A 12,675-nucleotide genomic window follows, 5' to 3' on the forward strand; every position below is an offset into this window, starting at 1 on the left:
CCGGCCGCCCCTCCGGGCGACCGACCCCTCCGTCACGTCAGTTCGGACGCGTCACTTCTTGCGGCGACGCCCGCCGCCCGCGTTCTTCTGCGCCTTGCGCCGCTCGGCACGGGTCAGCCCGTCGCCGGACTCCGCGTCGTCGGAGGCGAAGTCGCCCTCGACGACACCGCCGTCCCCGTCCACGGTCGGCGCGGAGAAGTGCAGCCGGTCCGGCCGCTGCGGGGCGTCGAGCCCCTTCGCGCGGATCTCCGGACGCCCGGCGGCCGCCGGAACGGCGTCCTCCTTGTCCAGCGAGGGCGCGGACGCCTGCACCGGGACCTCCTCGACCTGCTGCTCGACCTGGACCTCCAGGTTGAACAGGTAGCCGACGGACTCCTCCTTGATGCCCTCCATCATGGCGGTGAACATGTCGAAGCCCTCGCGCTGGTACTCGACCAGCGGGTCCTTCTGCGCCATCGCGCGCAGGCCGATGCCCTCCTGGAGGTAGTCCATCTCGTAGAGGTGCTCGCGCCACTTGCGGTCGAGGACCGAGAGGACCACGCGCCGCTCCAGCTCACGCATGATGTCCGAGCCGAGCTGCTTCTCGCGCGTCTCGTACTGCTCGTGGATGTCGTCCTTGATGGACTCGGCGATGAACTCGGCGGTGATGCCCGCCCGGTCCCCGGCCGCGTCCTCCAGCTCGTCCACGGTCACCTTCACCGGGTAGAGCTGCTTGAAGGCGTTCCACAGACGGTCGAGGTCCCACTCCTCCGCGAAGCCCTCGGCGGTCTCCTGGCGGATGTAGTCGTCGATCGTGTCGTCCATGAAGTGCTGGACCTGCTCGTGCAGGTCCTCGCCCTCCAGGACGCGGCGGCGCTCGCCGTAGATGACCTCGCGCTGCCGGTTGAGGACCTCGTCGTACTTCAGGACGTTCTTACGGGTCTCGAAGTTCTGGGTCTCGACCTGGGACTGCGCGGAGGCGATGGCGCGGGTGACCATCTTGTTCTCGATCGGGACGTCGTCCGGCACGTTGGCCATGGCCATCACGCGCTCGACCATCTGCGCCTTGAACAGACGCATCAGGTCGTCACCGAGCGACAGGTAGAAGCGGGACTCGCCCGGGTCGCCCTGACGGCCGGAACGACCGCGCAGCTGGTTGTCGATACGGCGCGACTCGTGCCGCTCGGTACCGAGGACGTACAGCCCGCCGAGGTCCTTGACCTCCTCGAACTCCGCCTTCACGGCCTTCTCGGCACGCTCCAGGGCGCCGGGCAGGGCCGCGGCCCACTCCTCGACGTGCTCGACCGGGTCCAGGCCCGCCTGGCGCAGCTCGGCCTCGGCGAGGTCGTCCGGGTTGCCGCCGAGCTTGATGTCCGTACCGCGGCCGGCCATGTTCGTGGCGACGGTGACGGCGCCGCGGCGACCGGCCTGGGCGACGATGCTGGCCTCGCGCTCGTGGTGCTTGGCGTTGAGCACCTCGTGCTGGATGCCGCGCTTCGAGAGCTGCTGCGAGAGGTACTCGGACTTCTCGACGGAGGTCGTGCCGACGAGGATCGGCTGACCCTTCTCGTGCTTCTCCGCGATGTCGTCGACGACGGCGGCGAACTTGGCGACCTCGGTCCGGTAGATCAGGTCCGACTGGTCCTTGCGGATCATCGGCCGGTTCGTGGGGATCGGGACGACGCCGAGCTTGTAGATCTGGTGGAACTCGGCGGCCTCGGTCATGGCCGTACCGGTCATGCCGGAGAGCTTCGAGTACAGGCGGAAGAAGTTCTGGAGGGTGATCGTGGCGAGCGTCTGGTTCTCGTCCTTGATCGGCACCCCCTCCTTCGCCTCGATCGCCTGGTGCATGCCCTCGTTGTAGCGGCGGCCGGCGAGGATACGGCCGGTGTGCTCGTCGACGATCATGACTTCGCCGTCCATGACGACGTAGTCCTTGTCCTTCTTGAACAGCTCCTTCGCCTTGATGGCGTTGTTCAGGTAGCCGACGAGAGGAGTGTTGACCGACTCGTAGAGGTTGTCGATGCCCAGCCAGTCCTCGACCTTGGCGACGCCCGCCTCGTGGATCGCGACGGTGCGCTTCTTCTCGTCGACCTCGTAGTCGCCGGTCTCCTCGATGCCCTTGAGCGGGTTGCCGGGCTCGCCCTTGCTCAGGCGGGTGACGAGCTTGGCGAAGTCGCCGTACCACTTGGTCGCCTGGTCGGCGGGGCCGGAGATGATCAGCGGCGTACGGGCCTCGTCGACGAGGATGGAGTCGACCTCGTCGACACAGGCGAAGTTGTGGCCGCGCTGGACGAGCTCGTCCTGGGACCACGCCATGTTGTCGCGGAGGTAGTCGAAGCCGAACTCGTTGTTCGTGCCGTACGTGATGTCGCAGGCGTACTGCTCACGGCGCTGGGCCGGCGTCATGTTGGCCAGGATGCAGCCGACGGTCAGGCCGAGGAACTTGTGGACCCGGCCCATGAGCTCGGAGTCGCGCTCGGCCAGGTAGTCGTTGACCGTGATCAGGTGCACGCCCTTGCCGGAGAGCGCGTTGAGGTACGCCGGGAGGGTACCGACGAGGGTCTTGCCCTCACCGGTCTTCATCTCGGCGACGTGGCCGAGGTGCAGGGCGGCGCCGCCCATCAGCTGGACGTCGTAGTGGCGCTGGCCGAGGACGCGCTTGGCGGCCTCGCGGACGGTCGCGAAGGCCTCGGGCATCAGGTCGTCGAGGCTCTCGCCGTCGGCGTACCGCTGCTTGTACTCCTCGGTGAGCGCCCGCAGGTCGGCGTCGGAGAGGTTGACGAAGTCCTCTTCGATGGAGTTGACCTGGTCCGCGATGCGGTGCAGTTTGCGCAGGATCTTGCCTTCGCCTGCACGCATGAGCTTGTTGAAGACGGACACTGAGGCTGGTCTCCTTGCCGGTCGGGCCTGGCACTGGGTCTTGTGATGGACACGAGCGCGGGCACGGCAGGTGGTCCCCACCGCAACGGCCATCGTAAGCGAGACCGCCCTCGCGCAGGGAGGCCCGCAGTGCCCGAGCCGTAGGTCCGCCCGCAAAGAGAACGCACGAGGTGGGCGGAAGGTGCCGCCCCACCCGAAAAGTGTTCGCTTCCGGTGGCCGCGGTCACCACAATCCCGGCATGGATCCCATCACCCTCACCACCGACCGGCTCCGCCTGCGGAACTTCGTCCCCGAGGACGTCGACGCGGTGGCCGCCGTCTGCCAGGACCCCGACATCCAGCGCTGGACCGTCGTCCCCTCCCCGTACAAGCGCGAGGACGCCGAGCTCTTCGTCCACCGTCTCGTCCCGGACGGCTGGCGCGACGACACCGAGTACAGCTTCGCCGCCGAACCCATCGAGGGCGGCCCGCTGCTCGCCGCGGTCACCCTGTCCAGCCGCGGCCAGGGCGCCTGGGAGATCGGCTACTGGCTGGCGAAGGAACATCGCGGTTCCGGCTACATGACGGAGATCGTCCGGGCCCTGGCCCACTGGGCCTTCACCGGGCTCGGCTGCACCCGCCTGATCTGGCGCGCCGAGGTCGGCAACGCCGCCTCACGCGCGGTGGCCGAGCGGGCCGGCTTCGCCCTGGAGGGCGTGCAGCGCGCCGGCCTGGCCAACAAGGGCACCCTCCGGGACGCCTGGGTCGGCGCGCTGCTCCCGTCCGACTTCGGCCTGCCGAGCCCCCTTCCGTACCTCCCCGCCCCGGAGCGCTCCACCGGCGACTGACACACGCGCCCGCTGTCAGTGACGAGGCCTAGGGTGCGTTCCATGACGACTGCGCCGCGCCCCGCCGCCGAACTGTCCGCCGACGACGCCCGCAGGATCGCCCTGCGCGCCCAGGGGTTCCTCGGCGCGCCCGACCGCAGGGCCGGCGTGCGCGGGGTCCTCCGGTCGCTCGGCCAGGTCCAGCTCGACACCATCTCGGTCCTCGCCCGCTCGCACGAGCTCATTCCGTACGCACGGCTGGGCGCCGTGGGCCGCCCGGCGGTGGAGGACGCGTACTGGACGGGGTCCCACGCCTTCGAGTACTGGTCGCACGCCGCCTGCGTCCTGCCGGTCGAGGAGTGGCCGCACTTCGCCTTCCGCCGCCGCGCCTACCGCGACCGCCCGCACTGGGGCCACGAGCTGTCGGTCGGGGCGTACGACAAGGTGATCGCCCAGCTGCGGGACCAGGGTCCGCTGACGGCGACCGAGCTGGGCGGCGCGAAGAACAAGGGCGAGTGGTGGGACTGGTCCGACTCCAAGATCGCCGTCGAGCGGGCGCTGATGTACGGCGAGGTGGTCGTCACCGAGCGGCGCAGCTGGAAGCGCGTGTACGACCTGGCCGAGCGGGCGATCCCGCAGGCGCTCCTCCACGACGACCTGGACGACGCCGAGTGCGTGCGGCGCCTGGTGCGGCAGGCGGGCGAGGCACTCGGCGTGGGCACGCGCGCGGACATCGCGGACTACCACCGGATCAAGGGCGAGCAGTTCGACGCGGTGGTGGAGGCCTCGGGTCTGGTGCCGGTGACGGTGGCGGGCTGGGGGAAGCCCGCCTGGGCGGATCCGGCGGCGCTGGCCACCGAGCCGCGCGGCCGGCACCGCACGACGCTGCTCTCGCCGTTCGACTCGCTGATCTGGGAGCGGGCGCGCACGGAGCGGATCTTCGGCTTCACGCACCGCCTGGAGGCGTACGTGCCGAAGCAGAAGCGGATCCACGGCTACTTCGCGATGCCGGTGCTCGCGGGGGGCCGGCTGGTCGGCCGGGTGGACCCGGCGCGGGAGGGCCGGACACTGGTGGCGAAGCAGGTCTCGCTCGACGGCCCCAAGGCGGTGCCCGCGGTGGCACGCGCACTGCGCGAGGCGGCCGAGTGGGTGGGCTGCGACACGGTGGCGGTGGAGCGCGTGGACCACCCGAAGCTGACGCAGGACCTGGTGGCGGCCCTGGCCTAGGGACCAGGCGCCAGGGCGGGAGCCTCAGCGGATCTCGAGGATCTTCTCCCGCATCGCGTAGACCACGGCCTCCATCCGGGAGTGCAGCTGAAGCTTCTCCAGGATGTTCCGGACGTGGTTCTTCACCGTGTTCTCGGAGATGAAGAGTTCCTTGGCGATGTCCCGGTTGTTCATCCCGGTCGCGACGAGCTTGAGGACCTCCAGCTCACGGTCGGTCAGCCGGGGCGCGGGCACGAGCCGGCGCTCGTCGGTGCGCTGGATCATCGACTTGAACTCGGTGAGCAGCTTGGACGCCATCGACGGGCTGATCTGCGACTGGCCGTCGGCGACCGCGCGGATCGCGGTGGCGACCTCGTCGGTGGAGATCTCCTTGAGGAGGTAGCCGGTGGCCCCCGCCTTGATCGCCTCGTAGAGGTCGGCCTCCTCGTCGCTGATCGTCAGCATGATGATCTTCGCGCTGGGGGCCACCTCCTTGATGGAGGTGCACGCCTCGATGCCGCCGCGCCGGGGCATCCGTACGTCCATCAGGACGATGTCGGGGAGCAGGTCGGCGGCCTTGTCGACGGCCTCGGCGCCGTCACCGGCCTCGCCGACCACCTGGATGTCCTCTTCCTGGGCGAGGACGATCTCGAGTCCCCGGCGAAAGAGGGCGTGGTCGTCCACGACGAGGACCCGGATCGGCTCCTTGCGGAATGCACCGCTGTCCGAATCCGATCCCTCCGGGACCGCACCACCGTGCTCGCGCCCGCTGAGCACCGGCCCGAAGCTGTCCGCCATCGTTCCTCCCCCTGAAGGCCGTGGCCTGAATTCGTTTCCGGTCCTCCAACCCGTACGCGTTCGGCACCGGTTGGCGTGCACGCCATGATTTCATGCCCCGGCGGCCACGGGGTGATCCGCGGGAGCACGGGGGTGCCCCTGGGGGCGCGCAGTGCGCTCCAGGGGCACCGAGAGGGACACCTCAGTTCGGAGGCGGTACGTGGCGGAGGATCAGCCGCCGAGCGCACCGCCGGCGCCGCCGCCCTCGGCGAGCGGGTCGCTCTCCAGGTGGATGACGCCGTAGTCGTAGGCGTGGCGCCGGTAGACGACGCTCGGCTGCTTGGTGTCGGAGTCGACGAAGAGGTAGAAGTCGTGCCCGACCAGCTCCATCTCGTAGAGCGCCTGGTCGAGCGTCATCGGTGCGGCCCGGTGGGTCTTCTCGCGGACCACCAGCGGGCCTTCGCCCTGGACCTCGATGGAACCCATCATCGTGGTGGGCACCTTGTCGGTCTCGTCGACGGCCAGCTGGCCGTCGCCGTTGAGCTTGGCGGCGCCGGGCACCACGTCCCCGACCTCCGCGGCGGACAGCCGGCCGTTCCCACGGCGGGTGTACCGCTTGTCGTGCTGCTTGCGCAGTCGTGCCTCGAGCTTGTCGCTGGCGAGGTCGAGCGCTGCGTACGGGTCGCCAGCCGCGGCTTCGGCCCGGATCACCGGGCCTCGGGAGTGGAGGGTGATCTCCACGCGGTCGGACCGGTCGGCCTGCCGCGGGTTGTGTTCCTTGGACACCTCGACGTCGAGGCTGATCACCTTGCCGTCGAGCTTCTGGATCTTCTCCAGCTTCAGCTTCTCGGCCACGTGCTTGCGGAACCGCTCGGGCACCTCGGTCTTGCGGCCCTTGACGACGATGTCCACGCAGAACTCCGTTCCCGGATCGCCCTGGTCGGCTCCTTGGCCGCAGGGCATCTCCCTTTGCACCAGACTCCGGTTGGTCACCGGAGCTCGGACTTGGCGACTTCGCCCTCCTCCTGCCCCGCCGACGAGATCTCCACCCCATCGACAAGAGGTTAATTCGCCCTGAACTCCTGTCCTGTAGGCGCAACCATATTCTTGGTGAGGCGATGGCATTCGCCATTCCTCACAACCGAACATAGCCCCTTCGGACGGGTGTCGGCACCCGGTACCGCGACATACCTCCGGACGGGTGCTTTCACCTCTCACCACCTGCAACGATCCAAGTTTCCGGCGAGTTCCGGTTTATTTCGAACGAAGCGGGAGAGGATGCGATCACAGCCGCCGCCCGCTGTTCGAATCCGTGCTGCACCGAACCAGCCGGTAAACCGTGCGGTATTCCAGGAATGAACGGCTGGTGTACGGCTCCGAGCGCGCGCGCCGCCTCCGCGAGCGAGGCGCCCGTGGTCATCAGGTCGTCCACGACGATCACCCTTCCAGCCGTCAGGAGCCGCACGCCGCCCGGCACGACCTCCAGCGCCCCGGACAGGTTGGCGAGGCGTCCGCGCGCCCCGAGCCCCGCCTGGTCCGCCACGTGACGCCGCTGCCGCAGCACGGGCACGACCCGCGCCGGCCTCCCCGCCCGCCGCAGCCTGGCCGCCGCGGCCAGCGCGATCCGCCGTGTCGGATCGTGGCCACGCGCCCGTACGGAACGCCGCGAGGACGGCACCGGTACGAGGAGCAGGGGGCGGTCCTCCGGACCCGCCCAGGGCCCGGCAGCGGCCTCCACGGCCCCGGCGAGGGCACCGCCCAGGGGTCCGGCGAGCGGCAGCACGCCGCGTTCCTTGTGTGCGAGGAGCAGTTCCCGTACGGCGTCGGCGTACGGCGCGGCGGCATGCACCACCGGCAGCCCGGCGGGCTCGGGCGCGGGCCGCACCCGGCGCGGCGCCGCCCCCGCGAGCACGTCCGCGCAGACCGGGCACAACTCCGTCCGCGGTCTGCCGCAGCCTCCGCAGGCGACCGGCAGCACCAGTCCCGCGATCTCGCGCCACCACCCCCGCATGGCTCCACTGTGCGCCTCCGGGCGGCTCCCGGCCACCCCTGTGGAAAACCTGCGGGGACCCCCGGAGTACGTCAGGTGCGCCCGTCATGGGCACCGCGGGCGGCGGCTCTCAGGCGGCCCGCCATGAGCACCGCGGGCGACGGCCCAGGCAGCCCGTCAGGAGCACCGCGGGCGGCGGCCCCGGCAGCCCGTCATGAGAACCCCGGGTGGCGACCCAGGCAGCCCGTCATGACCACCGCGGGCGGCGGACCCGGCAGCAGCCGGCCGGCCCTCGGACAGACCGCCGGGCCGCGCCCGACACCAGCAGGCTCCCCCGGAAGGACCGACGGCCCGCGCCCCGGCGTCCGGCTACCCCGGGTAGACCGGCGAGAAGCCCTTCTTCGCCACCGGCTGCCAGTTCGTCCCCGGCGCCAGCCGGACGATGCCGTCGTTGCCGGAGTCGGCCACCACCGGCGCCTTGTCGGTGTGCGACGCGGCCACCGAGGTGACCCCGTTCAGACCGGGGAGCACCGAGGTCGACGAGGTCGAGCCGTCGGTCTGGAGGTAGCGGATCTGCTGGACGCCGCCCGCCTCCTTGCCGACCACGACGAGCCGGCTCGGCCCCGCCCAGGAGACGGCCGTGACCGACTCCATCCGGGGCGCGGCGGGCTGGAGGTCCTCGACGGAGACGACGGGCTCGTCGCCCGTGGTGTCCCGCTGGATCCGCCCGATCTGCAGGGTCGTGCGCTCGCCCCGGGTGACCACGAGGGCGATCCGTACGCCGTCGGCGGAGACCCGCAGGGACTCGATGCGGGCGTCGTCCCCCAGCCACGGCGTGCGGACCTTGACGGGGTGACCGGTGCCGTCCGGCACCATCCACAACTGGGGAGCTGCGGGGTCCCGGTCGGCGACCCACAGATCGCCCCTGCCGTCCCAGCTGGGCGCGGACAGCCGGTCGGCGGGCCGGGCGGCCCGGCTGGTCAGGACCGGCGGCAGCGGGTCCTGCTCGGCGCTGATGGAGGAGACGAGGAGCTCGCGGCCGGTCTGCCCGACCCCGGCGGCCCGGGTCTCGCCCCGGTCGACGGCGACGGAGCGGAGTGGCACCGTGCCCTTGCCGAACGGGCCCGGCACCTCCACCGGCGCGTTCGCCTCCTTGGCACCGACGAGGAGCATCATCAGCTTGCCGTGCTCGTCGACGAAGTACGGGTTCTCGTCACGGTCGGTGTTCCGCACCGCGGCGAACTCGACCGCCTGTCCCCGGCCCAGCCGGCACAGCGACTGCCCGCCCGATCCGAGGAGCTCGACCTGCTCGACGTTGACGGAGGTCAGGTCGCGCAGCGTGAACAGCAGCTGCGCCGCCATCCGCCGGCACGCCTCGCCACTGGCCCGGTCCGCCTTGCGGTTGAGCGGCACCCGCAGCGTGGACTGGTCGTCCGTGGCCAGGGTGGTGACCCCGCTCTTGAGCTCCGTACCGGAGGGGAACTGCGAGTCGACGGCCGGCTTCAGCCAGTTCGTCGGGCCTTCGAGAAGCGCCCTGACCGTCTGCGTCACCGGATCCATCCGGGTGACGGGGTCCTGCCGCTGCCGGATGTAGACCGGGTCGGCGACGACCCAGTCCTCCCCGGAGGCGAAGTAGTACTTGTTGACCGACCGGTAGTTGCGCAGGAAGTCGGACTCGCCGAGGACCAGGCCGGGCGGGAGGCTGTCGATGCGCCACTCCTTGCCCTTGCCGTTCGCCGTCGGCTGCTGCACGACGTGGATCGACTGCGTGTACTCGGCGGGGCTGACCGGCTGGTAGGCGTGCCGGGCGTCCACGGTCGCGATCTTGCGGCCGAGGAGGGGAAAGGCGCGCCCCTGGTTCTCGGGGTCGGCGTTGCGGTCGGCCTGCTCGCGGTCGGGCGCCGTGGTGAGCACGGTGATGCTCTGCTCCGGCCTCCAGCTCTGCGCGGCCTTCTTCGTGAGGTACTTGCGGGCGGTGGCGAAGCCGGGGTCGTCACTGGTCATGGCTTCCAGGAAGCCGTCGACGATCTCGTCCGGGTCCGCGCTCTCCCGGGGTGCGACGGCGTAGACCCGCACCTGCGAGTCGCCCGTGCCGGCCCCCTTCACGGGCTGGACGTCCCCGCTGTCGGGCATGGTCGCGCACCCGGTCACGAGGAGCCCGCCGCAGGCGGCCAGCACCACCGCGCGTGTACTGCGTCCCCGCCCCGCGTGCTCCACTCGGGAGTCAGCGCCCACGTGTCCCGTCCTCCCGCTCCAGTTGCCCGTTGCCACCGGCCGTCGCCGTGCCCGCCCCGCCGCCGTCCATGTCCGTCGCCGCCCGCGCCACGACCCGCGCGCCGCTGCCGGGCAGCGCCGTCGGGTCGACGGTCGCCCGCGGCGGCGCGGGCAGCCTCGGCGGTACGGCGAGCGCCTGCCGGTCACCGGCGGGCTGCGCCGGCACCGAGGTGAGCCGGCCGCTCTCCTGGTCGCGTCCGGCGGCCGCCTGCTCGCGGTTGCGCCGTGAGTCCTCGGGCTCCAGCGGGATCGGAGAGCCCCGCAGCGGCTCGTCCGCGGTACGCGGCAGGGTGAGCCGGAACTGCGAGCCGCCGCCCGGCTCACCCCAGGCTTGGAGCCAGCCGCCGTGCAGTCGCGCGTCCTCGACGGCGATCGACAGGCCGAGGCCCGTGCCGCCGGTGGTGCGCGCGCGTGCGGGGTCGGCGCGCCAGAAACGGTTGAAGACCCGGGTGGCCTCGCCCGGCTTGAGTCCGACGCCGTAGTCGCGGACGGCGACGGCGACGGCACCGCCGGCGGCGGCGAGCTTCACGATCACGTCCCGGCCATTGCCGTGCTCGACGGCGTTGACCACGAGGTTCCGCAGGACCCGCTCGACCCGGCGGGCGTCCGCCTCGGCCACCACGGGCTGCTGGTCGCCGAGGACCACGATCCGGGTGCCCTTGCGCTCGGCGAGGGGCTCGGCGCCGCCGATGACCCGCCGGACCACCTGGCGCAGGTCTATCGGCTCGGCCTCCAGGGCCGCCGCGCCCGCGTCGAAGCGGCTGATCTCCAGGAGGTCGGAGAGCAGTGACTCGAAGCGGTCGAGCTGGTCGCCGAGGAGTTCGGCGGAGCGCGCGGTGATCGGGTCGAAGTCGACGCGGGCCTCGTGGATGACGTCGGCGGCCATCCGGACGGTGGTCAGCGGGGTGCGCAGCTCGTGCGAGACGTCGGAGACGAACCGCCGCTGCATCCGCGACAGCTCCTCCAGCTGCTGGATCTTGAGCTGGAGGTTGGAGGCCATCTTGTTGAAGGCCTCGCCGAGGCGCGCGATGTCGTCCTCGCCGGTGACCTTCATACGTTCCTGGAGGCGCCCGGCCGAGAGCCGCTCGGCGATCCCCGCGGCCATCCGCACGGGCGTGACGACCTGGCGCACCATGAACCAGGCGATGGCGCCGAGCAGGACGCAGACGAAGAGTCCGGCCGTCGCCAGGGTGGTTTTGACCAGGGTGAGGGAGTCCTCCTCCTGGGTCAGCGGGAAGAGGTAGTACAGCTCGTACTGGTCGCCGTCGGCGTCGTTCAGCCGCTTGCCGATCACCAGGCCGGGCTCGGACGCCTTTCCGCTGGTGTAGTGGATCCGCGTGAACTTCTGGAGCGTCCCGGTGCCCTGGGCGACCGAGTGCCGCAGCTCGACGGGGATGCTCGTGGTCGGGTCGACCTCGCCGGAGGCGCGGGCGCCACGGCTCGCGGTGTCACCGGTGTCGAGGGAGAGCGCGACCACGTTGAACGCGCTCTGGCCACCACTGGCGAGCTGCTCCACCAGCGTGGAGCGCCAGTTCACGGAGGCGCCGGTCCGTCCGCCGTCCTGCTGTCCGGGCGCCGAGGGCGTGGTCGCCGCCCGGTCCTGGGCGGCGGAGAACCCACCGGCGGCCTGGCTCTGGGCGGCCCTCTCCTTGGCGTCGAGCAGGCCGTTGCGGACCTGCCCGATGACGACGATGCCGAGCAGCAGCACCACTCCGAGGGACATCAGCAGGGTGCCCGCGACGATCCTCAGCTGGATGTTCCGCCGCCACAGCCGCACGGCGGGCAGCAGCGGCCGGCGGACCCAGCGCGTGAAGAGCCGGAGGACCGGCCCACCGCGCACCCCGTCCCGGAAGAGCCGTCCGCCACGCAGCAGACGGCCGAAACGCGAGCCCCCCCGCCCCGGTCCGGCAGTCCGCCCCGTACGGACTCCCGGGTCCCCGGGCTTCGGAGCAGTACTGCCTGCGCTCATGTCAGCTCGGCCCCGCCTTGTAACCGACGCCTCGGACGGTCACCACGATCTCCGGACGCTCGGGGTCCTTCTCGACCTTCGAGCGCAACCGCTGTACGTGCACGTTCACCAGCCGGGTGTCGGCCGCGTGCCGGTAGCCCCAGACCTGCTCCAGGAGGACCTCACGGGTGAAGACCTGCCACGGCTTCCGCGCCAGCGCGACCAGCAGGTCGAACTCGAGCGGCGTCAGGGCGATGGACTGGCCGTCCCGCTTCACGGAATGCCCGGCCACGTCGATGACCAGGTCACCGATGGTGAGCTGCTCGGGAGCCGGCTCCTCGGACCTCCGCAGCCGCGCCCGGATGCGGGCGACGAGCTCCTTCGGCTTGAACGGCTTCACGATGTAGTCGTCGGCGCCGGACTCCAGACCCACGACCACGTCGACCGTGTCGCTCTTGGCCGTGAGCATGACGATCGGCACACCTGACTCGGCCCTGATGAGCCTGCACACCTCGATGCCGTCCCTTCCGGGCAGCATCAGGTCCAGCAGCACCAGGTCGGGCTTGGCCTCTCTGAAAGCGGCAAGCGCCTTGTCACCGTCCGCGACGAACGACGGCTCGAACCCTTCACCCCGCAGCACGATGCCGAGCATCTCGGCCAGTGCGGTGTCGTCGTCGACGACAAGAACGCGTCCCTTCATATCGACATCATCCCATTAGCCAATCGTTACCTGCCGTGACCTGTCCCACAGCCCCACCCCTGCCCGGGCCGTTCTCTCGTGGAAAACGGCCCGCTCGGCCCGCCGGCGCACG

9 protein-coding genes are annotated in these 12,675 nt (G+C 71.1%); 2 read left to right on the forward strand and 7 right to left on the reverse strand.

All coding sequences use genetic code 11. The features are described from left to right. Window positions 1-51 precede the first annotated feature (51 nt). The gene (gene secA / locus ACN9MM_RS15370; protein WP_426364145.1) at window positions 52-2,862 is read right to left on the reverse strand and encodes a preprotein translocase subunit SecA; all 2,811 of its coding nucleotides are present in this window, start codon (window positions 2,860-2,862) and stop codon (window positions 52-54) included. Between the two features lie 239 nt (window positions 2,863-3,101). On the opposite strand from secA, the gene ACN9MM_RS15375 reads away from it, so the two are divergent. Both ACN9MM_RS15375 and ACN9MM_RS15380 read left to right on the forward strand, forming a co-directional pair. Next, window positions 3,102-3,689 carry a GNAT family N-acetyltransferase gene (locus tag ACN9MM_RS15375; RefSeq protein WP_426364146.1) on the forward strand — a complete coding sequence of 196 codons (588 nt, stop codon included), beginning with the start codon at window positions 3,102-3,104 and terminating at the stop codon, window positions 3,687-3,689. Window positions 3,690-3,731: 42 nt separating this feature from the next. Continuing rightward, window positions 3,732-4,895: a winged helix-turn-helix domain-containing protein gene (locus ACN9MM_RS15380; RefSeq protein WP_426364147.1), complete on the forward strand. Its 1,164-nt coding sequence runs from the start codon at window positions 3,732-3,734 to the stop codon at window positions 4,893-4,895. A gap of 24 nt (window positions 4,896-4,919) precedes the next feature. Here ACN9MM_RS15380 and ACN9MM_RS15385 read toward each other — a convergent pair whose 3' ends face one another. The 6 genes from ACN9MM_RS15385 to mtrA form a co-directional block, all read right to left on the reverse strand. Further along, the gene (locus tag ACN9MM_RS15385) at window positions 4,920-5,672 is read right to left on the reverse strand and encodes a response regulator (protein ID WP_056558135.1); all 753 of its coding nucleotides are present in this window, start codon (window positions 5,670-5,672) and stop codon (window positions 4,920-4,922) included. 210 nt (window positions 5,673-5,882) lie between these two features. Further along, on the reverse strand, window positions 5,883-6,563 hold the full coding sequence (gene hpf / locus ACN9MM_RS15390) for a ribosome hibernation-promoting factor, HPF/YfiA family (RefSeq protein WP_382873237.1): 681 nt from the start codon (window positions 6,561-6,563) through the stop codon (window positions 5,883-5,885). Between the two features lie 295 nt (window positions 6,564-6,858). Next, the gene (locus ACN9MM_RS15395) at window positions 6,859-7,662 is read right to left on the reverse strand and encodes a ComF family protein (RefSeq protein ID WP_426364148.1); all 804 of its coding nucleotides are present in this window, start codon (window positions 7,660-7,662) and stop codon (window positions 6,859-6,861) included. A gap of 348 nt (window positions 7,663-8,010) precedes the next feature. Further along, window positions 8,011-9,774: an LpqB family beta-propeller domain-containing protein gene (locus ACN9MM_RS15400; protein ID WP_426364149.1), complete on the reverse strand. Its 1,764-nt coding sequence runs from the start codon at window positions 9,772-9,774 to the stop codon at window positions 8,011-8,013. A 91-nt stretch (window positions 9,775-9,865) separates the two neighbouring features. Next, a complete protein-coding gene (mtrB, locus tag ACN9MM_RS15405) occupies window positions 9,866-11,884 on the reverse strand; it encodes an MtrAB system histidine kinase MtrB (protein ID WP_426364150.1) in 2,019 nt (672 codons plus the stop codon). A gap of 1 nt (window position 11,885) precedes the next feature. Beyond that, entirely contained in the window at window positions 11,886-12,563 is a 678-nt protein-coding gene (gene mtrA / locus ACN9MM_RS15410) for a two-component system response regulator MtrA (protein WP_010356958.1), read from the reverse strand. Window positions 12,564-12,675: the final 112 nt, after the last annotated feature.

Origin of the sequence: Streptomyces sp. E-08 (genome assembly GCF_049913095.1) — a bacterium.
In the GTDB taxonomy this organism is placed as follows: domain Bacteria; phylum Actinomycetota; class Actinomycetes; order Streptomycetales; family Streptomycetaceae; genus Streptomyces.